This is a genomic window from Sphingomonas sp. CCH9-F2, from assembly GCF_001556735.1.
GTDB lineage: Bacteria > Pseudomonadota > Alphaproteobacteria > Sphingomonadales > Sphingomonadaceae > Sphingomonas > Sphingomonas ginsenosidimutans.
In genome coordinates, this window is record NZ_LSJO01000176.1 from 1 (window position 1) to 24,269 (window position 24,269).

Annotated in this window: 29 protein-coding genes and 1 pseudogene; 29 read left to right on the forward strand and 1 reads right to left on the reverse strand. The window is 68.8% G+C overall.

The features are described from left to right. The 20 genes and pseudogenes from AX685_RS22330 to AX685_RS05210 form a co-directional block, all read left to right on the forward strand. A pseudogene (locus tag AX685_RS22330) lies at nucleotides 1-281 on the forward strand (hypothetical protein); the annotation flags it as partial. Between the two features lie 232 nt (nucleotides 282-513). Further along, entirely contained in the window at nucleotides 514-786 is a 273-nt protein-coding gene (locus AX685_RS05120; RefSeq protein ID WP_231738568.1) for an HNH endonuclease, read from the forward strand. A gap of 178 nt (nucleotides 787-964) precedes the next feature. After that, the gene (locus tag AX685_RS05125) at nucleotides 965-1,333 is read left to right on the forward strand and encodes a hypothetical protein (RefSeq protein WP_443026250.1); all 369 of its coding nucleotides are present in this window, start codon (nucleotides 965-967) and stop codon (nucleotides 1,331-1,333) included. Nucleotides 1,334-1,344: 11 nt separating this feature from the next. Continuing rightward, nucleotides 1,345-3,114 (forward strand): terminase large subunit, encoded by a 1,770-nt coding sequence (locus tag AX685_RS05130; protein ID WP_231738570.1) that lies wholly within the window; start codon nucleotides 1,345-1,347, stop codon nucleotides 3,112-3,114. Beyond that, on the forward strand, nucleotides 3,111-4,388 hold the full coding sequence (locus AX685_RS05135) for a phage portal protein (RefSeq protein ID WP_066486101.1): 1,278 nt from the start codon (nucleotides 3,111-3,113) through the stop codon (nucleotides 4,386-4,388). Before AX685_RS05130 ends, AX685_RS05135 begins: the two co-directional genes overlap by 4 nt. Nucleotide 4,389: 1 nt before the next feature. Further along, entirely contained in the window at nucleotides 4,390-5,256 is an 867-nt protein-coding gene (locus AX685_RS05140; protein WP_066486104.1) for a S49 family peptidase, read from the forward strand. A gap of 84 nt (nucleotides 5,257-5,340) precedes the next feature. Further along, entirely contained in the window at nucleotides 5,341-6,672 is a 1,332-nt protein-coding gene (locus AX685_RS05145; RefSeq protein WP_066486188.1) for a phage major capsid protein, read from the forward strand. 75 nt (nucleotides 6,673-6,747) lie between these two features. Next, nucleotides 6,748-7,194, forward strand: coding sequence for a hypothetical protein (locus tag AX685_RS05150; RefSeq protein ID WP_066486189.1), 447 nt, complete (start codon nucleotides 6,748-6,750; stop codon nucleotides 7,192-7,194). Between the two features lie 12 nt (nucleotides 7,195-7,206). Beyond that, a complete protein-coding gene (locus AX685_RS05155; protein ID WP_066486106.1) occupies nucleotides 7,207-7,899 on the forward strand; it encodes a hypothetical protein in 693 nt (230 codons plus the stop codon). Nucleotides 7,900-7,918: 19 nt separating this feature from the next. Beyond that, a complete protein-coding gene (locus tag AX685_RS05160; RefSeq protein WP_066486109.1) occupies nucleotides 7,919-8,464 on the forward strand; it encodes a head-tail connector protein in 546 nt (181 codons plus the stop codon). Then, nucleotides 8,461-8,793 (forward strand): phage head closure protein, encoded by a 333-nt coding sequence (locus AX685_RS05165; RefSeq protein WP_066486114.1) that lies wholly within the window; start codon nucleotides 8,461-8,463, stop codon nucleotides 8,791-8,793. The genes AX685_RS05160 and AX685_RS05165 overlap by 4 nt, the downstream gene beginning before the upstream one ends. Next, on the forward strand, nucleotides 8,790-9,197 hold the full coding sequence (locus tag AX685_RS05170) for an HK97 gp10 family phage protein (protein ID WP_156445682.1): 408 nt from the start codon (nucleotides 8,790-8,792) through the stop codon (nucleotides 9,195-9,197). Before AX685_RS05165 ends, AX685_RS05170 begins: the two co-directional genes overlap by 4 nt. A 3-nt stretch (nucleotides 9,198-9,200) precedes the next feature. Beyond that, complete coding sequence (gene gp17 / locus AX685_RS05175; RefSeq protein WP_066486125.1) at nucleotides 9,201-9,572, forward strand: tail completion protein gp17; 372 nt, start codon at nucleotides 9,201-9,203, stop codon at nucleotides 9,570-9,572. 15 nt (nucleotides 9,573-9,587) lie between these two features. Then, entirely contained in the window at nucleotides 9,588-10,034 is a 447-nt protein-coding gene (locus AX685_RS05180; protein WP_066486127.1) for a phage tail tube protein, read from the forward strand. A 2-nt stretch (nucleotides 10,035-10,036) separates the two neighbouring features. Next, entirely contained in the window at nucleotides 10,037-10,393 is a 357-nt protein-coding gene (locus AX685_RS05185; RefSeq protein ID WP_066486129.1) for a hypothetical protein, read from the forward strand. 59 nt (nucleotides 10,394-10,452) lie between these two features. After that, nucleotides 10,453-10,680 carry a hypothetical protein gene (locus tag AX685_RS05190; RefSeq protein WP_066486130.1) on the forward strand — a complete coding sequence of 76 codons (228 nt, stop codon included), beginning with the start codon at nucleotides 10,453-10,455 and terminating at the stop codon, nucleotides 10,678-10,680. Nucleotides 10,681-10,687: 7 nt separating this feature from the next. Continuing rightward, a complete protein-coding gene (locus tag AX685_RS05195) occupies nucleotides 10,688-14,227 on the forward strand; it encodes a phage tail tape measure protein (RefSeq protein WP_066486132.1) in 3,540 nt (1,179 codons plus the stop codon). Next, entirely contained in the window at nucleotides 14,224-14,820 is a 597-nt protein-coding gene (locus AX685_RS05200; protein ID WP_066486134.1) for a hypothetical protein, read from the forward strand. The genes AX685_RS05195 and AX685_RS05200 overlap by 4 nt, the downstream gene beginning before the upstream one ends. Further along, on the forward strand, nucleotides 14,817-15,470 hold the full coding sequence (locus tag AX685_RS05205) for a hypothetical protein (RefSeq protein WP_066486136.1): 654 nt from the start codon (nucleotides 14,817-14,819) through the stop codon (nucleotides 15,468-15,470). The genes AX685_RS05200 and AX685_RS05205 overlap by 4 nt, the downstream gene beginning before the upstream one ends. After that, nucleotides 15,467-15,895, forward strand: a complete 429-nt coding sequence (locus AX685_RS05210) for a DUF6950 family protein (protein WP_066486138.1) — start codon at nucleotides 15,467-15,469, stop codon at nucleotides 15,893-15,895. Before AX685_RS05205 ends, AX685_RS05210 begins: the two co-directional genes overlap by 4 nt. Here the strand turns inward: AX685_RS05210 and AX685_RS21430 are convergent. Beyond that, on the reverse strand, nucleotides 15,892-16,215 hold the full coding sequence (locus AX685_RS21430) for a hypothetical protein (protein WP_156445683.1): 324 nt from the start codon (nucleotides 16,213-16,215) through the stop codon (nucleotides 15,892-15,894). The two genes, AX685_RS05210 and AX685_RS21430, sit on opposite strands and share 4 nt — an antisense overlap. A 215-nt stretch (nucleotides 16,216-16,430) precedes the next feature. On the opposite strand from AX685_RS21430, the gene AX685_RS05215 reads away from it, so the two are divergent. From AX685_RS05215 to AX685_RS05250, 9 genes are all read left to right on the forward strand, one after another. Next, complete coding sequence (locus AX685_RS05215; protein WP_066486140.1) at nucleotides 16,431-20,018, forward strand: hypothetical protein; 3,588 nt, start codon at nucleotides 16,431-16,433, stop codon at nucleotides 20,016-20,018. After that, nucleotides 20,015-20,578, forward strand: a complete 564-nt coding sequence (locus AX685_RS05220; RefSeq protein WP_066486142.1) for a hypothetical protein — start codon at nucleotides 20,015-20,017, stop codon at nucleotides 20,576-20,578. The genes AX685_RS05215 and AX685_RS05220 overlap by 4 nt, the downstream gene beginning before the upstream one ends. Before the next feature lie 19 nt (nucleotides 20,579-20,597). Then, nucleotides 20,598-20,738 carry a hypothetical protein gene (locus tag AX685_RS21435; RefSeq protein ID WP_156445685.1) on the forward strand — a complete coding sequence of 47 codons (141 nt, stop codon included), beginning with the start codon at nucleotides 20,598-20,600 and terminating at the stop codon, nucleotides 20,736-20,738. 95 nt (nucleotides 20,739-20,833) lie between these two features. After that, nucleotides 20,834-21,319: a hypothetical protein gene (locus tag AX685_RS05225; protein ID WP_066486145.1), complete on the forward strand. Its 486-nt coding sequence runs from the start codon at nucleotides 20,834-20,836 to the stop codon at nucleotides 21,317-21,319. Further along, complete coding sequence (locus tag AX685_RS05230) at nucleotides 21,316-21,639, forward strand: hypothetical protein (protein ID WP_066486148.1); 324 nt, start codon at nucleotides 21,316-21,318, stop codon at nucleotides 21,637-21,639. The genes AX685_RS05225 and AX685_RS05230 overlap by 4 nt, the downstream gene beginning before the upstream one ends. A gap of 28 nt (nucleotides 21,640-21,667) precedes the next feature. Then, on the forward strand, nucleotides 21,668-22,174 hold the full coding sequence (locus AX685_RS05235; RefSeq protein ID WP_066486151.1) for a TIGR02594 family protein: 507 nt from the start codon (nucleotides 21,668-21,670) through the stop codon (nucleotides 22,172-22,174). Next, entirely contained in the window at nucleotides 22,171-22,611 is a 441-nt protein-coding gene (locus AX685_RS05240; protein WP_066486159.1) for a hypothetical protein, read from the forward strand. The genes AX685_RS05235 and AX685_RS05240 overlap by 4 nt, the downstream gene beginning before the upstream one ends. A 90-nt stretch (nucleotides 22,612-22,701) precedes the next feature. Next, the gene (locus tag AX685_RS22335; RefSeq protein ID WP_197418497.1) at nucleotides 22,702-22,923 is read left to right on the forward strand and encodes a hypothetical protein; all 222 of its coding nucleotides are present in this window, start codon (nucleotides 22,702-22,704) and stop codon (nucleotides 22,921-22,923) included. A gap of 125 nt (nucleotides 22,924-23,048) precedes the next feature. Further along, nucleotides 23,049-24,239: a polysaccharide deacetylase family protein gene (locus AX685_RS05250; protein ID WP_066486164.1), complete on the forward strand. Its 1,191-nt coding sequence runs from the start codon at nucleotides 23,049-23,051 to the stop codon at nucleotides 24,237-24,239. Nucleotides 24,240-24,269 lie beyond the last annotated feature (30 nt).

A 24,269-nucleotide genomic window follows, 5' to 3' on the forward strand; every position in this document is an offset into this window, starting at 1 on the left:
CCGCCGCGCTGACCCGGCGCGACGTGGATGAGATGGAGGAGGCGTTCGCCTGGGTCGAGGCGCTGGACGCGGGCCAGCGGCGGCTGGTGTCGGCGGCCGTGGCGCAGCTGGCGCGGGGCCAGCGGCAGGTCAGCTGGGTGCGCGTGGCGCGTTCGTTTGGTCTGGATCGGGGCACCGATGGGCTTCGGATGCGCTACGGGCGCGCCATCGCCAGCATCGCCGCGCGCCTGAATGGCGGAAATCCACGGGGTTTCGTGTCAAACGATTTAGTTGCCCGTTAACACAATTTCGGGTGTTCGCCTGTCGGGCGTTTTGGGCCTATTTATTGATACGCTGAGGCGGGCTTGCGAGCGCGGTGAGGCATCCTCTCTCCCTGATCCTGCGAAGGGCGTTCCGGTTTCGATCGGGGCGCCCTTCGCCGTTGTGGTGTCCATGGCACGATTGAGCAGCGTCAAGCCACGGCTAGGCACGCTACGGCCACGGCTGGCGCAGCGCGATGATGCGCGAGCGGAGATGGATCGGCGCCGCGAGCTTCGGCCGTGGCGCAAATGGTACAAGACGGCGCGATGGGTAAGGCTGCGCTGGGCCGTGCTGGTCCGCGACCTGTTCACCTGCCGCCGGTGCGGCGTGATCGAAGCCGACACGTCGCAGCTGGTCGCTGACCATCGCAAGCCTCATCGCGGCGATGAGGCGCTGTTCTGGGACATCGACAACCTCCAGTGTCTGTGCGGCCCGTGCCACTCCGGTGCGAAGCAGCGCGAGGAGCAGGCTGGCGCCTGGGAGTAGGGGGGGGGTCGAAAGTCAGGAGGGCGGTCGCCGCCCGGACCACTCATGCTCTCACGTGGAGATTTTTTTGGGCGCGACGGATTTTTCGGGGGTCGATCTGTTCGGCGACCCGATCCAGCCGCGCTCCGAGGGGCGTGGGAGGCCAGAGCATCGCTGGACCTTGGAAAATTCCAACAAGGTGCTTTTGGCGTTCGCGCGCGGCCTGACGGTCAAGCAGGCGGCGACGGCGATCGGGGTGTCGGTGCCGACGCTGCGCAAGCATTATTCTTCCGAGGTCGCGCAGCGCGACGCCGCGGCGCTTCGGTTCGAAATGGTCCAGCTGGCGCGCCTCAACGACGGCGCGAAGGCCGGCAGTGTGGCCGCCGAGAAGGAATTGGGGCGCCGGCTGGAGAAGGCCCGCCTGGATGCGCTGTCCGAGGAGGTGTCGCGCCACGCCAAGCCGCCCACCACGCCGCGGCGCGGGAAGAAGGAGGAGTTGCAGCACGAGGCCGACAACATCACCGGCCGTTATGAAACGCCGCCCCCGCCTGCCAGCCTGCTGAACTGATGGCGGCGCCGGTGTGGTCGACCGCCTGCCCGGACTGGGAGCGGCGGATCGTCAATCGGGAATCGCTGGTGCCGTTCGCGCCGCTGTTCCCGGCCGAGGCGGACGCGGCGCTTGATGTCTTCAAGTCGCTGAAGATGGTCGACGTCGCCGGTCAGCCGACGTTCGGCGAGGCGTGCGAGCCGTTCGTGTTCGACCTGGTGGGCGCGATCTTCGGCGCATACGATGCCCAGTCGGGCCAGCGCCTGATCGAAGAATTCATGCTGTTGATCAGCAAGAAGAACGGCAAGTCGACGATCGCGGCCGGCATCATGCTGACGGCGCTTATCCGCAACTGGCGGCACGGTGCCAGCCTGAGCATCCTGGCGCCGACGCAGCGGGTGGCGGGCAACAGTTTCGACCCCGCCGCGGCGATGGTCCGCGCCGACCCGAAGCTGTCGAAGCTGCTGCACGTCGTCGACAATCAGCGGAAGATCAAGCACCGCGGAACGAAGGCGGAGTTGAGCGTCATCGCGGCCGACACCGGCACGGTCGGCGGAAGCAAGGCCGGTTTCATCCTGATCGACGAGCTGTGGATTTTCGGCAAGCGCGCCAATTCGGAGGCGATGTTCGAGGAAGCGACCGGCGGGCTGTCGTCGCGGCCGGAGGGTTTCGTCATCTACCTGACGACGCACAGCGACGAGCAGCCGGCCGGCGTTTTCAAGGACCGGCTGGATCGCTTTCGCGCGGTCCGCGACGGGACGATCGAGGATCCGCGTGCCTTCGGCATGCTCTACGAGTGGCCGAAGTGGATGCAGCAGACGGGCGCATACAATGACCCGGCCAATTTCTATGTCACCAACCCCAACCTGGGGCGGTCGCAGTCGGTCAGTTTCATCCAGCGCAAGTTGCGGCTGGCGAGCGAGGGGCGCGGCGAAGACGGCGACACGTCGTCGCAGATCGTGCTGGCGAAATACCTGAACGTCGAGATCGGGTTGCGCCTGTCCCGTGACCGCTGGATCGGCGCCGATTTCTGGCCGCGCGCGGTCGACGTCACGCTGGTGACGCTGGACGATCTGATCCGGCGTTGCGAGGTGATCGTGGCGGGGATCGACGGGGGCGGCCTGGATGACCTTCTGGGCCTGTGCCTGATCGGGCGCGAGAAGGGTTCGAAACGCTGGCTGGTGTGGGTGAAGGCCTGGGCATGGTCGATCGTGTGGAAGCGCCGGCAGGACATCGCCACGAAGCTGGATGAGTTCGTCGCCGAAGGTTCGCTGGTGAAGTGCGAGATGCCGGCGGAGGATGAGGCGGCGGCGCTGGGCGCGTTGAGCGACGGCGACGACGTCACGGTCGACGAGGACACCGAGCTGACGGCCGACATCGTCGGCGTGGTGGACGTGCTGGAACAGGTGCGCGATGCCGGGCTGTTTCCGGAGGCGGATGCGATCGGGCTGGACCCGGCCGGCGTCGCGGCGCTGGTCGACGAACTGGTGAAGCGCGGCTTCACCGACGCTCAGCTGAAAAACATCCCACAGGGGTGGAAGCTGTCGGGCGCGGTGAAGGGGCTGGCCCGCAAGGTCGCGTCGCGGACGCTGCGCCATGGCGGCCAGAAGCTGATGACGTGGTGTATCGGCAACGTGAAGCAGGAGCCGCGCGGTGCCAATGGGGTCGCGATCACGAAGCAGACGCCCAGTGCGAAGATCGATCCCGTGGCGGCGATGTTCAACGCCGCCACGCTGATGTCCTACAACCCCGTCGCAAGCGCCGGGTTCGTGTACGAGGAACGCGGGATGCTGGTGCTATGAGGACGACGGCGATTTCGCCGGACGGCTATCGCCGGCCTGCGATCCGGTACGACAGCGGGATCGCGACGGCGGAGGCGGCGATGCCGTCGCGGCCGGCGCCGTCCAACGTCACCGATGGCCGCTTCTATGGCGACGATGGCGACATGTGGTCGATGCTGTCGGCGCTGCCGGTCGAGGCCAACACGGCCGAGACGGCGGCACGGGTGGCGGCGGTGTTCTTCTGCGTATCGCTGATCGCGGAGGCGGTCGGCAGCCTGTCGCTGGATTTCAAGGACGACGGCGGCCTGCGCGCCGATTTCCCGCTGGCCAACACGCTGGCCTATGAGCCGAACCCGTTGCAGACGGGCGCGGAATTCTGGGCGGCGATGGCGTTCTGCGCCGTGTTGCGCGGGGAGGCGTTCGCCGAGCCGGTCGCGGGGCCGGACGGCGTCGAGGTGTGGCCGCTGCACCCGTCGCGCACGGTGTCGGACTGGGGCGAACGCAGCCTGGTGGTGCATTACCAGTCAGACCGCGCATGGCGCCGGCTGCTGCCGCAACAGCTGTTCTGGTTCACCGGGCTGGCCGATGGCGGGTTGCGCCCGCTGGTGCCGTGGAAGCAGGCAAAGGGTGCGATCGATTTCCAGCTGGCGCTGGAGGTCGGCGCGCGGGCGTTCTTCCGCAACGACCGTCGGCCGAGCGGCGTGCTGTCGACTGACAGCACGCTGACCGACGCATCGGCCGCGCGGCTGAAGGAGGGCGTCGATCGCTGGCGGCGCGGCGGGACGCCGGTGCTGGAAGCGGGCGTCAAATACCAGGCGGTCGGGATCAGCAACGTCGACGCCCAGCTGGTGGAGCTGATCAAGCAGCGGACGCTGGAGATGGGCCGATACTGGCGCATCCCGCGGTCGATCATCGGCGACGATGCCGGCGGCAATGCCGCGAGCGACGAGCAGGATACGCGCCGCTTCGTCAACTGGGCGCTGCGCCCGCTGACGCGGCGGATGGAACAGGCGATCACGGTGCGGATGCTGCCTCCGGACCTGCGCGCGCAGCGCGTCCGGGCCAAGTTCAACCTGGACAGCATGTTGCGCGGCGACGCGGCGACGCAGTGGAAGAATGCGGTGCTGGCGCGGACGGCCGGCATCCTGAGCGTCAACACGATCGGGACGCAATGGTTCGGCCAGCCGCGGATCGACGCGGAGTGGGCCGACGATCCGCGCGCGCCGCTGAACAGCAACCGCGCCGCTGACACGACGACGGGCGGCGAAACCGCGCCACAGGACAAGGTGCAGTAGAATGGAGCAGTTGCTGTCGTCATCCGCGCTGTGGGCAATGCACCCGGCGTTCCTGGACGGGATGCTGAAGCGTGGGTCGCTGGAGGCGATGTTGCCGGAGGCCGTCCGCAAGCTGGCGTCGTTCGGGACGCAGGAGGCCAAGGCGGCCGATCCGATCCGCGAGGGTGCCACGCTGATCGTGCCGGTCGTCGGGATGCTGGGGCCACAGGGTTTCGGCGCGCGCACCGAATATGGGGCGCTGGCCGACCGCGTCCGCGAGGCGGCGGCCGACCCGAAGATCGGGGCGGTGGTGCTGGACATGCGCAGCCCCGGCGGGCTGGTGTGGGGATGCGCCGAATGCGGGGATGCGATCTTCGAGGCGCGCGCGGCCAAGCCGATCGTGGCGGTCGCCAACCCGTTCGCCTTTTCGGCCTGCTACTGGCTGGGGACGCAGGGCAGCGCCTTCTACGCCACGCATAGCGGCGACGTGGGATCGGTCGGCGTCCGGTCGGGGCATACCGACATGTCCGGTTTCGAGGACAAGATCGGGATGAAGACGACGCTGATTGCGTCGTCGCCCGACAAGATCGCCGGCCACCCCTACGCCCCGCTGACCGACGAGGATCGGGCGGACATCCAGTCGAGCGTCGACGAGAGCAACGCCCGCTTCGCCGCGGCGATCGCCCGCGGACGCGGCATGAAGGTGGGCGACGTGGCCGGCGTGCACGGCACCGGCAAGACGTTTTCCGCGGCCCGCGCGCACGCGAACGGCGCGATCGACGGGGTCAAGACGCTGCGCGAGGTCGTGGCCGAATATGGATCGAGCCGCGCGCGGCTGGCGCTGATGCGCCGGCAGGCTGCGGCAATGGAGATGGCCACGGCCATCTGACGGTATCCTCCGCGGTGGAGGACGGGGCGGTGCCGAATGGCGCCGCCCTTTTTTCTGGGCGCGCGCGCCCTTCAGGAGAATGACATGGCCACGAATCTGGCAGTGTTGAAGACCGAGGCGCGCGCCATCGCGAAGCGCCGTGATGACCGGTTCGCTGCGGCGATCGGCGAGAACCGCGACCTGACGGCCGAAGAGGAGGCCGCGGAAGCGGAAGACGCGAAGAAGCTGGCCAGCCTCACGGCGATGATCCAGCGCGTCGAAAGCGCGATGGCCGATGCCGGTGCGATCGGTTCCGATCCGGTCAGCACGCCCCCCGCGACCGGTCCGCCGGCCGCTGTTCCCGCGCAGCCGCGACAGCAGCTGGACAATGGCGGGTTCCGCGACATCGCCGAGTTCGCGTCGGCCGTCCGCTTCGCCAATCCGGCGGCCGGCGGATCGTTCCGGATGGACGATCGACTGGCACGGCTGGTCCAGCCGGGGCAGCAGGCCGCGCCGGGCAATGTCCACATGGAACAGGGCGACGCCGCGGGCAGCTTCCTGGTGCCGGCCGAGTTCCGCCAGAACATCGTCAACCTGGTGTTCAACGACGAAACCGATCCGGTCATGGACCTGATTTCGGCGGAGCCGACCGGTTCGAACCGGGTCATCGGGCTGGGCGATGAAACGACGCCGTGGGGCAACAACGGCGTCGTCGCGCGCTGGCGCAGCGAGGGCGAGCAGATGCAGCCCAGCCGCTTGGCGCTGACCCCGCGCGAAACGAAGCTGGGCGAACTGTACGCCTTCGTCCTGGCGACGGAGGAGCTGTTGCAGGACGCGCCGCGCGTCTCCTCGCTGCTGACGACGCACGCCGCGGCGGCGATCCGCTGGACCACGGCGGATGCGTACATGTACGGCGACGGCATCGAGAAGCCGCTGGGCTGGATGAATTCGGATGCGCTGATCACCGTGCCGAAGGACGCCAATCAGACCGCGGCGAGCATCACCGCCAGCAACGTGGCGCGGATGTACGCGCGCGTCATCATGCCGACGCAGGCGGTGTGGCTGGCGAACAACGACATCATGCCCAGCCTGATGGGTATGAAGACCGAGGGGTCGAACCTGCCGCTGTGGTTCGGCAATTTCCAGAACGCGCCCGGCGGGCAGCTGCTGGGACGGCCGGTGATCTTTTCGGAGCATTCGCGGTCGGTCGGCCAGTTCGGCGACCTGCAGCTGGTCAATCCGAACGGGTACGAGGCGTTCCGCAAGCAGTCGGGCGTCGAGTTCGCAGAATCGATCCACCTGTATTTCGACTACAACATCCGCGCGTACCGCTGGGTGTTCCGCATCGGCGGCCAGCCGGTGCTGTCGAAGCCGGTGATGCCGGCGAACGGCAACACCACCAAGTCGCATTTCGTCGCGCTCGCCGAGCGCGCCTGATCCGATCGACCCCGGACCCGCGCGACGCGCGGGGCCGGCCGGATGTGCCGGCCGGAAGCAGAGAAGGAACACTACATGCAGGGCAATCTCAATCCGTCGGTGCGGGCCGCACTGGCGGGGTTCATCGCGCCGGCGCAGGCCGGCGTCGGCACCGTGACCACCGGATGGGTGGACATGCGCAAGTTCTTCGCCGCGCTGGGCGTGCTGAACGTCGGCGTGATCGGTGCGGGCGGCACCGTCGACGCCAAGGTGCAGCAGGCGACCGATGCGAACGGCACCGGTGCCAAGGATGTGCCGGGGCTGGCGATCACGCAGCTGCTGAAGGCGGGCGGCGACAACCGGCAGGTGGCGATCAACATCCGGCCGGAAGACATGGACAAGGCCGGTTACCGGTTCGCCCGGCTGTCCGTGACGGTGGGCACCGCCTCCACCTTCCTGTCGGCGTCGCTGCTGGGTTTCGACCCGCGATACGGCGCGGCATCGGCCAATCAGTCCGGCACCGTCGTCGAGACGGTCGGCTAAGGAGATCGCGCGATGATCGAGTTTCTGCAGGATTACGTCACCAAGGCGGCGCCGCCCGAGGTGTTCGCGAAGGGCCAGCAGGTCACGCGCTCGCCGGAAAGCGAGCTGTATTTCGTCGGCCGCGGGCTGGCGGGGTATGTGATCGACGGCCAGCTGGTCGATCAGGATTACCAGCCGATCGTCGTCGCCCAGCCGGAAGCGTCCGACGCCGCCACGGTGATGGGACGCGCGGGCGAACTGGCGCTGGGCGATGGCACGCCGCAGCGCGCATCGTCCGGGCCGCGGGTGGCGGTGACATCGGACAGCCTGACCGCCGAACAGCGCGACGCGCTGTCGCGCGCCCTGGCGGAACGCGGCCTGCTGGAAGAGTTGGTCCGGGAGCGCGATGCGTCGATCGTGACGCTGAACGACCGGATCGCCGACATCACCACGCAGCTGTCGGGCAATGCCGATCGGGCCAACGAGACGATCGCCGATCGCGACCGGGAGATCGAGCGCCTGACCAACGCCGCGGCGGATGCCGAGAAGGTGGCGGCCGATCTGGTGGCAGCCCAAGAGGAGATCGCCCGCCTGACGGCCGAACTGTCGGAGGCGAACGCCGAGGGCGACGATGCCGCCAAGAAGGTCGAAGCGCTGACGGCCGAGATCGACGACCTGAAGCAGCAGCTGTCGGCGCAGCCGGCGGCGAAGGCGCGCGGCAAGTAAGCGGCGAGGGGCGGCGGGCATGGCCTTTACCATCGAACCCGTCGCCCCGGTCGACGGCGCGGCCGTCGTGCCGGACGTGCTGGTCGATCAGCACGTCAAGCCGGCGAGTGAAGAAGATGCGCTGCTGATCGCGGCGCTTCGCCTCGCCGCTATCGACCACCTGGAGGCATTCACGGGCCGGTCGTTGCAACGTCGGGCATGGCGGATGACCTGCGATCATTTTCAGACGTCCATCACGCTTTTGCGCGGTCCGGTGTGGCAGGTGACTGCTATCCGATACCTCGACGTCGATGGGGTCGCACAGACTGTGCCCAGCTGGCGGCAAAGCGGCGACGTCGTCATGCCCATGGCAGGTCTGCGATGGCCAGCAACGGTCTGCGGAGCGGGTGCCGTGACGATCGATTTTGTTGCGGGCTTCGAGGATGTCGGGACCGCTGCGCCGGCTCTCCGCATGGCGGCGTTGTTGTTGCTTCGCCATCTGTACGACGGTGGGAGCGGGAACGACGGTATCCCGTCACCCGTGGCGGCGCTTTGCCGTGGCTATCGTGTACCGGTCATCGCATGATCGACGCACGCGAGCTTGATCGTCGGCTCACGCTGTATCGGCGCGATGCGACAGATGATGGCTTCTCATCCTCACCTGGCGCTCCTGTCGAGATTGGCACTGTCTGGGCGAAAAAGGTGGACGTTTCGAACACTGAGATGCTCGCCGCGGCGGCGGTCGGGCAGGTCATCACGACGCGCTTCCTTGTTCGCTGGACCTCGCAAATGACGCAGCTGCGCGCTGACGACCAGGCGGTATGCGAGGGCACGCGGTATGAGATCGTCGGCTGGCGCGAAGCACGGGGGCGGCGTGTCGGGATCGAGATCACCGCGAAGGCGATCCGGTCGTGAAGATGCGCGTCGAGGGGTTCGGCGACGCGGATCGCAATCTGGCGGCGCTGGAGCGGTTGGCCGATGCGGACGACCTGCGCGCGCTGGGAATGGATGCGCTGGAGCCGGTCGCTGACGCGGCGCGCGGGATGGTGCGGCAGCGTACCGGCCGGCTGATGCGATCGATCGGGGTGGGTACGCAGCTTAGCCCCGCGCAGGCCGCACGGGTGTCGCCGGATCCGGGCACCGTGGAAATCTATGTCGGCCCGGGGTCGATGGCGCAGGCGATCACCGAGGAGTTCGGGACTGTCCGCGAGGCGGCGCACCCGTACATGCGCCCCGCCTGGGACATGCGGCTGGGCGAGGTGATCGCGCGGCTTCGTGTCGGCGCCGGGCGCCGCCTGAAACGGATCGTGAAAGGCTGACCGATGGAAGAAGCTTTTCGTGCGGCGCTGCTGGCCCATAGCGGGCTGGCGGCGCTGGTCGGCACGCGCATCGACTGGGGGCTGCGCGGCGCAGTGCCCAGCGTGCGGCTGCTGGTGGTCAGCAAGGTGCCGATCCAGACCTATGGCGGACCGATCGGGCTGACCCCTTACCGCATCCAGGCGGATTGTTTCGGCGCCAAATATGGCGAGGCCAAGCGCGTGGCGCGGGCTGTCGAGGCGGCGGTGGCCACGCTGGCCCGGCCGCGATGGGATGCCTGTTTCGTCGAAGGCGAGCGCGACGATCAGGATGAGGATGCCGCGAACAACCCGCTGGCGCGCACGTCGCTCGATTTCCGCATCTGGCACCAATCGTAAGCAAGGAGACGACCTATGGCCGGCAACAGCCAGGCGATGACAGGGCTTGGCATCGTCATCGCCATGAAAGCGACGGCGAACGCCACGACCTATACCGATATCGGCGAGCCGACCGACATCACGCCGCCCCAGTCGATGGACGACGAGATCGAGGTGACGAACTACAATTCGCCGAACGGGACCAAGGAGTTCATCGGCGGTCTGACCGACCCCGGCGAATGCACGTTCACGATCAATTATATTCCGGGCGGCCCGACCGAGACGCTGATCCTGGGCGCCAAGTCGACGCGGAAGCCGCGCGGCTTCAAGTTGACGTGGCCGAACGGGGTGACGTGGACGTTCGACCTGCTGATCCGCGGGTTCCAGCCGACCGCGCCGCTGAACGACCGGCTGACGGCTGAGGTGACCGGTCGCGTCAGCGGCGCGGTCGTCATCACGCCCGCGCCGAGCGGGGGTGCCTGACGATGGCGAACCCGATCAAGGGTGAGGTGGGGTTCAGCGTGGGGGAAGGTCGCTTCACGCTGGCCTACGATTTCAACGCGCTCTGCACGATGGAGGGCGACCTGGACGTCTCGATCGAGGATGTCGGCACGAAGATGGACAGCATCAGCGCGGTGCGAACGATGTTCCGCATCGGGCTGGAGGCCCATCACGGCAGGCTGAGCGACATCGAGGCCGGCAACCTGATCCACCAGCTGGGGTTGGAGGAGGCCGGCGCGCTCATCACCAAGGCGTTCCAGGGCGCCTTCCCGGACGCGAGTGCGGGGGGAAAGGCGAAGCCGGCGAACAAGGCGACCCGTGGGAGTGGGCGCGGGCGCTAGAAATCTGGGTCGAGCTGGGCCTCGACCCGGACGCCTTCTGGCGATCGACGCCGCGTCTGATGGCGCTGATCGTCGACGGCAAGCGCCGGGAGGCCGAGAACGCGCATCAGGACCGGGCGTGGCTGGCATGGACCATGGCCGCGCTTCAGCGGTCGAAGCGGCTCCCCTCGCTGGCCGACGTGACCGGCAAGAAGAATCGCGCCCCGAAGCGACGTGTCGCCAGCGCGGATGCGCTGCTGACGATGGCGCACATGTGGACCGCCGCCACGGGCGGCAAGATGGAGTGATGTGAGGATGGACACGGGAGGTGCAGTGATCGGCGCGCTTCGCGGCGTCCTGATCCTCGACACGCGCGACTGGACGCCCGCGATCGGGCGGGCACGTGGCGACCTGACGGGGCTGCGCGGCGCGCTGGAGCAGGTCAGCGGCGTCATGGACGAGGTGGCGGGCAAGGCGAAACGGATGGGGGCCGGGTTGACCGCCGGCATCACTCTGCCGCTGGGCGCGCTGGCGGCCGTGTCCAACAAGACGGCCAGCGGGTTCGAGGCGAGCATGAAGCGCGTCGAGGCGGCTCTGAAGGGCGTGTCGGGCGGCGACCTGAAGCGGCTGGGCGATCAGGCGCGCGAGCTGGGGCCGCGCGTCGGCAAGGGCGCGACCGAGGCGGCGGACGGGATCGAGGCGCTGGGGCTGGCCGGCGTCGCGACGGCCGACATCCTTGGCGGGGCGCTGAAGGCATCGCTTGAGCTGGCCGCGGCCGGCGCGGCGCCGGTGTCGGATGCCGCGGCGCTGGTCACCGACACGATGGGCCAGTTCAAGGTGACCGCCGCGCAGCTGCCGCAGGTGGTGGGCGACGTCGTCGGGGCGCTGGATGCCAGCAAGTTCGGCTTCGTCGATTTCCAGCAGGCGCTGGCGCAGGGCGGCGGTATCGCGGCGAGTGCAGGGATCAACTTCCGCGATTTCGCCACGGCGATCGCGGCGACCAGCACGCAGTTCAGCAGCGGCAGCGACGCGGGCACGTCGTTCAAGACCTACATTCAGTCGCTGGTCCCCGTCTCCAAGGAGGCGGAATATGCGATGAAGAAGCTGGGCATCGAGTTTTTCGATGTGCGCACCGGCCGTATGAAGCCGTTGGCCGAACAGGCCGAAATCCTGCGCAAGGCGCTGTCCGGGCTGTCCGACAAGTCGAAGACCGAGGCGCTCAAGAACATCTTCGGGGCCGACGCGGCGCGGACCGCGATCGGACTGATGGAAAAGGGACGGCAGGGGATCGCCGACCTGCAACGTGAGATCGCGGGCGGCGACGTCGGCGCGAAGATTGGCAAGCGGCTGGAGGGCGAGGCCGCGGCGACGACGCGGCTGGCCAATGCGTTCGAGAGCGTCAAGATCGCGATCGGCGAAGCCGGGCTGACCGACATGATCGCGCGGGTCAAGAACGGGTTCGCCGGCTTCCTGGAATCGATCGCGCACGCCCCGCCCGCGCTGCTGAAGGTCGGGGTCGCCGTGGGCGCGCTGGCCGCGGCGCTGGGGCCGCTGGCGGCGGGGTTCGGGCTGGTCGCGTCGTTCGTGCTGGCCAAGGTGGCGCGGGGGTTCGGGCTGATCGGCTGGGCGATCAGCGCGGTGATCGAGCCGATCGGGACGCTGGGCGCGGCGCTGATCCGGCTGGTCGCCCAGGCGGGCATCCGCGAGGGGCTGGCGTTGATCGGGCGCAGCATCCTGGGTATCACCGGGCCGATCGGCTGGGCGATCGCGGCGGTGCTGCTGTTCAAGGACAGCATCCTGACCGCGCTGGGCGTGGTGTGGCAGCAGATGCAGGCCACGCTGGGCGGGCCGCTGGCAGCGCTGTGGGAAAAGGCCGGCGCGCTGATCGGCGGTGTGGTCAACGGTCCGATCGGCAATGCGATCGGCGGGCTGGTGGCGTTGATACAGGGTGTGCTGGACGTCGTCGGCACGCTGATCGCCGGCATCGTCGAGATGATCGGATCGGTGCTGGTCGCCGGGCTGGAAATCGCGATCCGCGCCATCACGGGCGTGGTGGATGTGGTGGCGGACGTGGTGCGCGCAGTGTCGGCGCTGCTGACCGGCGATTTCGCGGGCGCGTGGCAGGCGGCCTATGACGCGGTCGACAAGGCGATCCGGACGGTGATCGACATCGTCACGATGGCGGTGCCGGGGCTGACCGCGCCGCTGCAAGCGATCTATGCCGCGGCGAAGGCATGGCTGGTCGACGGGTTCGCATCGATCGGCCAGATGTTCAGTGGCGTGGTGTCGGGCGCGATCGACTGGTTCGCGACGGCGATGCCCGGCGTCGTCGCGACGGCCAAGAGCGTCTACACCGGCGTTAAGGCGTGGCTGGTCGACAAGTTCGGCGGGATCACGGCGTGGATCGGCAGTACGGCGAAATGGATCGGCGACCAATATGCGGCGCTGAAAGAGCGGCTGGGCTTCGGCGCCGCCAAGCCGGCCGCGCCGGCCGGCGCCCCGGCCGCGCCCAAGGCGGAGCCGGATCCTGCACCGACCGGCGGTACGCGCACGGTGGATTTCACCCCGCCCAGGACGGCACGGGCACGTCGGGCCGGGGGCGGTGCGAGCCATCGCTATGATGCCGACAATCGCGAGCAGCTGAAGATCGAGGCCGAACTGGATGCCGCGCGGGCGCGGGGCGACAAGGAGGCGGAGAAGCGCATCCAGGACCAGCTGGCGCTCTCCAAGCAGATCGAGGCGTATCAGCGCACCGGCCTGTCGCTCGACCAGGCGCGCGCCGCGGCGCAGCGGGACATGAGCGCGATCCAGGCCGCGCGGGCGGAGAGCGTGGCGCGCGAGGTGGCCGACGAACAGGCATCCGCGGCGCTGGATGCGGCGCGGCTGGGCGCCGACCAGCGGACGATCGAGGCGCTGGAGCGGCAGGCGGACCTGAAGCGCCGGATCGCCGGCTATTACGAGCTGACCAAGAACCTTGCCGAGGCCACCCGTCTGGCGGAGGCGGACCAGGCGAAGGTGGATGCGGCGCGCGCGCAGGTGCGCCAGCGGTGGCTGGAGGATGACGCACGCGAACAGGCGGTGCGGATCGCGCAGGCGCGCGGCGACAGCGAGGATCGCATCCGCCAGCTGGAGCGCGAAATCGATATCCGGCGGCGCGCGCGCGAGCTGGAACAGAACGGCGGGCTGTCCAGCGGTGAGGCGGCGGCGCGGGCGGCGACCGAATGGGACCAGGAGAATCGCGCGCGGATGATCGGCAACGTCCGGGCGACGTTCCGGGATGGCATTCGCGCCGCGCTGGACGGGAACCTGGGCGATTTCTTCAAGAACTGGTGGAAGGAGCGCGTGGCCAAGGGGATGGAGGAGGCGATCAATTCGCTGGCCGATCTGGTGTCGCGGCTGTTCGCCAATATCGGGCGCGGATCGGGTGGCGGCGGGCTGCTGGGCAAGCTGGGATCGTTCGTCGGCACGCTGCTGGGCGGGGGCGTCAACATTACGCCGGGGATGCTGGGCGTGCCCGATTTTCCGGTCGCCCTGCCGGAAATGGGCAAGGTGTGGGCGGACCTGCCCAAGTTCGCGACCGGCGGTTCGTTCCGCGTCGGCGGGATGAGCGGGATCGACAACAACCTGATCGCGTTCCGCGCGACCAAGGGCGAGATGGTCGACATCCGCAAGCCGGGCAACGACAATGGCGGCGCGGGCAGCGTGATGGTGGTGCCCAGCCCGTACTTTGACGTCGTCGCCGCATCGGCGGCAGAGCCGTCGATCCAGCGCATGGGCGTGCGCGCGGCGATGGGCGGCAGCGAGCTGGCGACGGCGCGCGCCGCGAAGTCCACCCGGCGCAGGATCGTGCGATGAGCGTCCTGTTGCCCACCGACCCGGCACCGGCCGAGGCGACGCCGTCGTATCTGGACTGGGGCGGCACGCTGCGTCCGATCTTCGGGGGCGCTCTGCAGAAGCTGCGCCGGCTGGGCGATCGCTTCGCCCTGTCGGTCAACATGCCGCCGATGCTGTCGGCCGAGGACGGCATGACGTGGGTGGCGCGGCTGATCACGGCGCGCGGCGAAGGGGCGATCCTGCCGTGGCCGCAGCCGGGTTTTGATCCCGGCGCGCCGGGGGCGCCCAAGGTGGCGCAGGCCGGGCAGACGGGAACGCTGCTGCTGGTGTCCGGATTTTCGGCGAACTACGCCATTCGCGAAGGGCAGTTCTTTTCGATCATCCACGGCGGTCGCCGTTACCTGCACGTCGTGGCGGCCGGCGCCAATGCCGGCAGCGACGGGATGACGACGCTGTCCATCCGGCCGATGCTGCGCGTTTCCCCGGCCGCGAACGCCATTTGCGAGTTCGCGCAGCCGATGATCGAGGGGCTGCTGACGGGGGATGAGCAAAGCTGGAACCTGTCGACGGCGCGGACGACCGGGCTGTCTTTCGGATTGCAGGAGACACGATGAGCCAGTTGACCCCGGCGCTGGACGCCCAGCTGCGCACGGATGCGCCGATCATCTTCGGCGCCGTGGCGATCGATCTTCCCGGATACACGATCAACCTGCTGGACGGCGCGGGCGTGCTGTCGTTCGGCGGGCGGACCTTCGCCGGGCAGGACGATGTGTTCGGCACGATTTCCGAGGTCGAGGATCTGACGGACGGCACCGGCGACAGCGCGCCCGCTTTCAGCTTGACCCTGCTACCGGCGAGCGACGCCGCGGCGGCGACGCTGGCCGGCCCCGGGATGCAGGGCGCCCCCGTGCTGGTGTGGATGGGCGCGGTGGACGAAGCGTCCGGCCAGCCGATCCCGGATCCGCATCTGATCTTCGCGGGGGAAATCGACGTGCCGTCGCTGCGATCGGAGGAGCATGGCCGGTCGCTCGACTATGAGGTGACGTCGGTGTTCGAGCGGTTGTTCGAGGATGACGAGAGCGTGCGTCTGTCGGCGGGGCACCATCGCAGCATTTTCCCCAACGAGGCGGGGATGGATTACGTCACCGGGGTGGACCGTCCGGTCTATTGGGGTGTCGCCGGCACGCAGACGTCGGTGCAGACCAACGCGGCGGCGGCGTTCGGCGGGCTGGGCGGCTATTTCCTCGATCGGGTGTACCAGTGACCGACCCGATGGTGCGGCGGCGCGACGCGGCGCAGGCGGCGCTGGACAGATGGTCCGCGCGGCCGATGCGGCTGGGGACGTCGGATTGCGTGCGGATGGTCGCGGCGCACCTGCGCAAGCTGGGGACCAAGGTGCGGTTGCCGCCATCCGGTTCGTATCGCACGGTGGCGGGTGCGATGAAGGCGCTGAAGGCGGCGGGCCACGCCTCGCTGGCGGAGGCGCTGGACGCGCACGGGCTGGAGCGGATCGCGCCGGCAGCGGCGATCGTCGGCGACATCCTGATGCTGCCCGGTGTCGATCGCTTGGGCGCGCTGACGATCGCGCTGGGCAACGGGCGCGTCGTCGGCTGGCATGAGGATGTGCCGGGCGGGGCGACGGTGTTGCAGCCGGTCGACTATGTCACGGCGTGGCGGGTACCGGTTTAGCTGGCGCAGAAGCGAATTCGGTTGCGCCACTTTCTGTTCAGGACGAACGAGGTTCGCGCTTCAATCCGCACCGGCGTTCCTTCGTATAGCGTGATGAGCGTTGGCGATTTTGCGACACTGCCAAAGGTCACATACCGACGCCCAACAACCCTTGTGACGATTGGTCGCCCGATCGGGTCGAGGGCCAGTCCAATGCACTGCTGTAACTGATCTATAGATTGCGTGCTTTCGACGGACACGACCGGTGTTCGCGACAGCATCTTTTCGGTTGGCAATTCCACCGATGGCGTCGTCGCCAGCACCACAGCCACCATCCACATCGCGTCTCTCCGAAAGGGGCCACTATCATATGTCCGCAGTCGCAAAAGTCGCTGCCGTTGTTGTCGGCGCGGTAGCTGTCGTGGCGACAGGCGGACTTGGTGGCGCGCTGGCGGGTGCGGTGACCGGGTTTCTGGGTGTCTCAGCGGGGACCATCAGTGCGGTAGCCACGGGCCTTGGGCTTGTTGCATCGCTCACCGCCAAGAAACCTGCCTCAATGGTCACCGGCAGTCAGACCAGCTTTTCGGCCAACCCCGACGATGGCCTGCCGTTGATGCTGGGCCGCACCGGGACGGCGGGCAAGATCGTGTACCGCACCGGTTTCGACACCCGCGACGCGGGCGACAATGACCGGCAAAGCTTCGTCAGCGTCCTGTCGGTCGGGCCGATCGCCGCGATCGAGGGGCAGACGGTCGACCAGGTGCCGGTCAGCTACACCGCGACCGGCGCGGCGATCGGCCAATATGCGGGGTGGATGTGGAGCCAGACGCAGCGCGGCACGCTGCCGGAGGGGTCGCCGCTGGGGTTCGGCGCGGGCGCGGGGACGCCGCCCGGCTGGGGGCCAACGCACAAGCTGTCGGGCAAGGCGGCGGCATCGTGGACGCTGCGGTTCGACACCAAGGGCAAGATGTTCCAGGCGGGCGTCCCCGCGCCGATGTGGGTCGGCCGGGGCGCGCGCTGCTACGATCCGACCAAGGACAGCACCTATCCCGGCGGATCGGGTTCGCACCGCATGGCCGATCCGTCCGACACGGCGGCCTATGACGCAGCGCAGGCGACGTGGGAGTGGACCGAGAACCCGTATCTGCTGGCGATGCGCTGGGCGCATGGCGTGTGGCAGCGGGATCCCAGCGTCGCGGGATCGACGTATCAGCGGGTCATGGGGATCGGTGCACCGTGGGCGCTGATCGACGTGGCGGCGTTCGTCGAGGGGCGCAACATCGCGGTCGCGAACGGGTGGACGGCGGGCGGGATCGTCTATTCCACCGACGGCAAGTGGGACACGATGAAACGCATCCTGCAGGCCGGGATGGGCGAGCCGATGGCGCTGGGCGCGCGGATCAGCTGCTACGTCAACGCGCCCAAAGTATCGCTGGCGACGATCACGACCGACGACGTCGTGGGCGCGGCGAGCGTGACGGCAACGCAGTCGCGCCGCGACCGGATCAACACGATCACGCCGCGCTACCGGCTGGAGGCGAACAACTGGCAGTATCTGCCGGGCAGCCCGATCAGCGTGGCCGAGCATGTGGCGCTGGACGGCGGCAAGCGTTCGCGGTTGCAGGATTATCCGCTGATCCAGAACACCAAGCAGGTGGCCACGGCGGTCCGATACGACATCGAGAATGCGCGCGAGTTCGGTCCGATCGTGCTGCCGCTGAAGCTGGTGTGGATGGGGTACAAGCCGGGCGACTGCGTCACCGCGACGCTGCCCGAGCTGGGGCTGAACGCGCAGCCGATCCTGCTGCTGCAACGCCAGCTGGCGCCGGCCAGCGGGGTGGTGACGATGACCGCGCGCAGCGAGACGCCGGGCAAGCACGCCTTCGCCCTAGGGCAGACGACGACGCCGCCCCCCACGCCGGGGGTCACCGCGCAGCCGATCGTGCCGATGCCGCGCGACTTCGACTGGACGCTGGCGGCGTTGCCGGCGGGCGGGCAGCTGGTGACCCCGACGCTGGCGATCAGCGGCGCGTGCGCGGCCAACGTGGACGGCGTAGTGTTCGAATACCGCGTCTTCGACAGCGGGGCGGTGTGGACCGCGGCGGGGAGCGACGCGCCGACCGCAACGTATCGCGAGATCACCGGGCTGCGCGCCGGCACCGCCTACGAGGTGGCGGTCAGCTATACCAAGGCGGGGGTGGCGAGCGACCGGCGGGTGATCGGGCCGGTGACGACGGCGATGGTGTCGGTAAAGGGCGATCCCGGCGCGGACGGGTTGCCCGGCGCGCCGGGGGCGGACGGCCGGACGACCTACACGCACTATGCCTATGCCAACAGCCCGGACGGGGTTGTCGATTTCGTCACTGGCGAGTCGGGCACCCGCGCCTATGAGGGGTCGTATACCGACTTTTCGCCGACCGACAGCACCAGTCCGGGCGCGTACAGCTGGCGCGAATATCGCGGCCCCCCGTTCGGGATGGCCACGCGCGGGGTCGCGGTCGTCGCGGGTCGCCAGATCATCAAGAATGGTGGCGCTGACGATTGGGACAGCGACGCCTATTCAACGGTCGGATATCTCGACGGTGCGGTAGCGAGCGCACGGCCTGGCATTTCGTCGGTCAACATGATGTTCGGCCTCAATACCGACCCGCTGACCGATGCCTCCTACAGCAGCCTGGACCATGCGTGGTACTGCACCGCCAGTCAGTCGCTCCAGATCTACGAGAGTGGGAGCTATGTCGGCGAGTACGGGGCATGGAATACCGACACAGCCCTTCAGATCAGCTATGACGGCCGCTTCGTGCGATATCTCAAGGATGGCGCCGTAAGGCTGACGCGCGACGTCGGCGCCGGAAAGCTGTTCTATTTCGACAGCAGTCTGAATACGACGGGATCGCGCTGGGATGCGATCGAGTTTTCGGCGGCGGGCACGCGCGGTGTCGACGGCAGGGACGGGCTGGACGGCTCGGACGGGTTGCCGGGGGCGCCGGGCGCAAACGGTCAGACCAGCTACGTGCACTTTGCCTATGCCGACAGTGCGGACGGGCAGACGAACTTCACCGTCGGGGATGCCGAGGGGCGGACCTATATCGGCACCTATACCGACTTCACGCCGGGCGACAGCGGCAACCCGGCGGCCTATGTCTGGACGCGGCTGCGCGGGATCGACGGCGCGAACGGCATCCCCGGCCAGCCGGGGGAGGATGGCCGCCCTAGTTACGTCCACATCGCCTATGCCAACAGCGCAGACGGTCAGTCCGACTTCGACCTGTCGGACCCGACCGGGCGGCGCTACATCGGCGTCTATACCGATCAGGTTCTGGCCGACAGCACCAGCCCCGCGGCCTATACATGGTCGTTGATAAAGGGCGCGGATGGCGCGCCGGGCGTGTCGCCGCTGCTGGTCACCGCCCAGCCCGCCGCGCTGCAACTGCAGGGGGACACGGCGGGCGCGGCGGTGCCGGGGTCGCTGCCGGCGTACATCGAGAACAGCGCGTCGCGCGCGGGCGTGTCGGCGACGATCACGGGCGTGACGATCGATGCCACGTCGGGATGCACCGCAAGCGTCGCGGGCGACGGCACGACGATCGCGATCACGGCGATCAGCAAGGCGACCGCGAGCGTCAGCTACACCGTGTCGGCGGCGGGGCTGTCGCAGCAGGTCAAGGTCGGGATCACGGTGCTGCGCGCGCCGACATCGCTGGAGGAGCGCGGGCTGAACATCGGGTCCGGTGGCACGTCGACCAGCTACGACGTGTTCGGCGGGACGATTTCGATCCAGGCGGGATCGTCAGGCAAGATCGATACCCTGCTGTCGGGCACCTACTACTCCGGGGGGAGCGGCGCGATCGGCGAGACGCGGCTACAGACCAAGCACCAATACCGCGTCCCGAGCGGGTCGTGGGTCGACGTGTCCGGCAGCGAGGGGATGGGGAGCAGCGCGACGCGGGCCAACGGTGGCCCCGGCGAGCCGCCCGAGAACAATCCCGGCAGTCCGTATGATGCGATCGGGCATATCACCGGGTTGACCGCCGGCACCTATTACGAGGTGCGGGCGCTGGCCTATTACGACACCAGCATGGGCAGCACTGCCAAACCGGCGACGGGCGTCGCATGCGTCCTGATCGCCAAGCAGGTGGCATGATGATCGCGATCCGGCACAGCGGCACCGGCGAGGTGCAGTTCGTCACCTCGCTGGCGGGGCACGGCGCGGGCTGGGCGCAGGTCGGCGGTGCGCTGCCGGCCGGCGTGCCGGTCGACCTGCTGACGCTGTCGGGCGGTGCGTGGGTCGAGGATCCGGCGAAGGTCCGAGCGCAGTTGCTGGCGGCGGTGAAGGCCGAGGCGGAGGCGCGCAAGATGGCGTGGCTGTCCGCCGGCGGCGCAAAGAAGGCCGAGTACGCGCAGAAGGCCGCGGAGGTGGCGTTCTTCGACAGCCTGGGTGCGACGGTGACGCTGGCGCTGGCCGCGCTCAACGCGATGCCGGCGTCGGTCAAGCAGGCCAAGTTCGGTTACGCACTCGCGGATGCGGCGGCGTTCGGCGACACGGTGCCCGATGCCGTCGCGCGGTTTCGCGCGGGCATGGGCGCGTCGACCAAGGTGCCGACGATCGCGGCGGCCGAAGCGAAAGCGTGCGCGGCACTGAAGGCCGCGACGACCGTGGCGGCGATGCGGGCCGTCGTCACCGGGGTCACCTGGCCCGCCTGAACCCCGAAAGGACAATGCCATGAAACTCGCGGCCCTGTTGCTCGCCACGATCCTGCTTGCCGGGTGCGAGGGCGATCCGTCGCCCGCGCCGTCGCCGGGCGCGACCAGCGCCAATTACGTCGACAACGACCCGCGCTGGCCGGACGGCGCGCCGAAGTGATCCCCGGCCGGCCGGCGATGGGCGCCGGCCGGCAATCCCCTGTTGACGGAGACGATGATGCACCACGATCGCGGCGCGGCCGGGGACGGCGCGCGATGACCCCGCTTGCCCATATCATCATCGTCACGTCGATCTGGACGATGATGCTGTATGGCGCGCGCTTCGCGGTCGCGTCGGGCCACTGGCTGATGCCGATCGGCGTCGCGGGCTGGCACCTCGCATGGTGCCGCGGCGACGGGCGGGTGTGCCGCGCGCGCTTTCGCGGGGCGGTCGACCAGCTGCACGTCGATCTGGCGAGCGCGATCGAGACGCCGTGGAGCGCGACGCTGTTTTTCGCCGGCTGCGTGCTGGTGGGGCTGTCGTACCTGTCCGGGTCGATGGGCGATGCGATCCGGCTGGTCAGCCTGCATCCCGATACATGGGTCGCGTTCGACGTGGTGACGGACTGCCTGACGGCGGTGCTGTCGGTGACCGGCATCAGCTTCGTGATGGCCGGTTTTTCGCGACATCGGACGGCCAGTTTCCTGGTGTCCGGAATCCTGGTCCTGACGGGCCTGGGGATTGCGGTGGTGACGCTGTGAAGGACTGGCAGGCGTATGTGCTGGCGAGCTTCGCCGTCGCCGCGGGTCAGGGCCTGCGCATCGGCCAGAAGATCGAGGCGGGCAAGCCGGTGACGTGGCGCGACATCGCGGTGCTGGCGACGTTGCTGCCGGCGTTCGGCGCGCTGGGCGGGGCGCTGGCGTCCCATTTCGCGCAGCCGGTGTGGATGGTGCTGTTCGCGGGCATCTGCGCCGGGTGGACCGGGATCGGCGCCATCAAGCTGATGCTCAAGATCCTGCCGATGCTGCTGCCCGCGCCGCTCGCGCGGATGCTGGGCGGGGATGACCCCAAGGAGGGGTGAGGCCCCTCGCAAACCGAAAGGACTGACGATGGCAAAGGAACCGCCGTGGCTGACGGCCGCGCGGGCGAAGCTTGGCACGCGCGAGGCGCCCGGCGTCGCCAACAACCCGACGATCATGGGCTGGGCCAAGCGGCTGGGCACCAAGGTGCTGGGCATGGTCTACAACGCCGACAGCGTGCCGTGGTGCGGGCTGTTCGCGGCCCAGTGCGTGACCGAGGCGGGGTTGATCCCGCCCAAGATCGCGGTCCGCGCGAAGGCGTGGGCGTCGTGGGGCGTGCCGATCAACGCCGACAATCTGGCGCCGGGCGCCGTGCTGGTGTTCGAGCGGTCGGGCGGCGGGCACGTCGGTTTCTACGTCGGCGAGCGCGCGGACGCGTACCGCGTGCTGGGCGGCAATCAGGGCGATGCGGTGACGCTGGCGTGGATCGCCAAGGATCGCTGCGTCGCGCGGCGCTGGCCGGCGAGCCGTCCGCGCATCGGCGCGCCGGTGCAGCTGGCGAGCAACGGGGAGCCGCTGTCGCGGGACGAGGCGTGACCGCCGCCCTGGCGCTGCTGCGTCGCTGCTGGTGGGCGATCCCGATCGTCGCGCTGGCGGCGGGGTGGCTGGTCGATCGCGCGCGGCTGGGCGACGTGCGGCGCACGCTGGCGAACGAGCGCGCGTCCTGGACCGCGGAGATCGCCCGCGCCGATGCCGCGCGCCTGTCGGCGGAGCGCGACTATGCCGCGCGGCTGTCGACCGCCACGGCCACCTATGCCGACCGGCTGGCCGCGCGCCAGCCGATCATCATCCGATCCACCAACACCGTGAGGGATTATGCTGCGACCCCTGCTGGCCGGGCTGTGTGCCTTGGCGCTGACCGCGTGCGCGGGATCGACGCGCTCGATGCCGAGCTTTCCGACGATCCCGACCCCGCCGGGGGCCGCGGCGGCGCCGTGCACCCCGACCCCGATGCCCCGCCAGCCGGACGGTAGCGCCACGGCCGCAGACGCCGAAGACGCGATCCGGTCGGGGCGGATCGACCTGGCCGCGTGCGAGGCCAAGCGGCGGCTCCTGTGGGAGGCGTGGCCGATCATGACGACACGAAAGGAGCAGCGGCGATGATTGCCATTCCAGCGATGCCGAGTGCGCCGGTTGCGCCTGCGGCGCCCGGTGGGGCGCCCCGGCCCTCATGGCATGGGGCCGGTCAGCTACTCGCTGCACCGGCCGGGTACGTCATCCGTACCGACGTAGACGGCGCGATCATGGTCGATGCCGATGGCGCCATTCTGGTGGAGAAAATCTGATGATCGGGATGCCTGGGCTTCCGGCCGGTCCTTCCCTTCCGGCGCTGCCGGTCGCCGGGGGACGAATGGGCGGATCGCCTTCTGTTCCCCTGCCGCGTCTTCCGGCAAAGCTGTTGCTTCATGCCATGGAATCGACCGCAACCGGCGTCATCGCGTCGGGGGGAGGATTGAGCGACGCGACGAACGGCGACAACCCGATGGGGCAGGCGACGGTGCTGCAGTTCGTCCCGCCGGCCGCGAACACGCACTATTTCCTGACGATCCCGCTGGCAGGCCCGACAGACCTTCGCGGCGGCTCGATCGAGATGACCGTCAAACATGCCGCCAACATCGGCAACCTCAGCGCGTTCGACATCGAACTGCATTCGTCCACCACGATCGGCACTCCCACGGGAGATTACAGCGGCATCCTGGGCTGGAACGACGGCGTGACGATGATGAAAAACGGCTCGACCGGTTCGGGCACAACCGCAGGTCGCTGGCAGACCGTGGCGTTCAGCACCGCGATGATCGCAGAGGGAGGGACCACCCGCGTCGCTGGCGCCGGGGCCGACCTTTCACAGATCCGCTGGATCAGGCTGCGCATTCGGTCCGCGAGCAGTCAGCCGATCGTCCAGTTCCAGTTTGGACCGATCCGTTTCCAGGCCAACCCGCTGACCAAGGCGAAGCTGATCCTGTGTTTCGACGACGGGCATATCAGCCAGTACGACACCGCTCTGCCGGCGATCCGTGCGAAGGGTTGGGCTGGCGTGCTGTTCCCCGGCGCTGTGCAGGCGGTGATCGACAGCGACGCGACCAAGCTGACGACTGCACAGCTTCAGCAGATGCAGGCCGAAGGCTGGCAGATCGCGTCGCAGGCATGGTCGGCCGAGAACGTCCAGAACCAGACCGAGGTCGATGCGCTGAAGGCGTGGATGGCCGCGCGCGGGCTGACCGGCGGCGGATTCGGGAGCTATTTTTCGGCGATCGGGCCACGGTCGCTCGCCAGCTGGCCGACCTTCCGCGACAACTACCGGGGCGTTCGATCCTTCGACAGCCCGCGCGGCCTCAATCCGCCGTTGGTGTTCGGCGAAAGCTATCCCTGGCCGGATTACGGCTGGGTCCATGCACTGGCCGCCGATGCGTCGGGCGGCGGCGCGAGCGGCTTCCGCACCGCGCACATCGACCAGACGATCGCCAACAAGGGCGTGGCGCTGATGGTGTGGCACGCCGACATGACCGGGCTGCAAGAGGTGATCGACTATGCCGACACCAAGCGCGCGCAGATCGACGTCGTGACGGAGGCTGCGCTGTTCGCCGCCTTTGCACGGCCCTGACCCCATCCGATTTTCCATAGGAGACAGTAT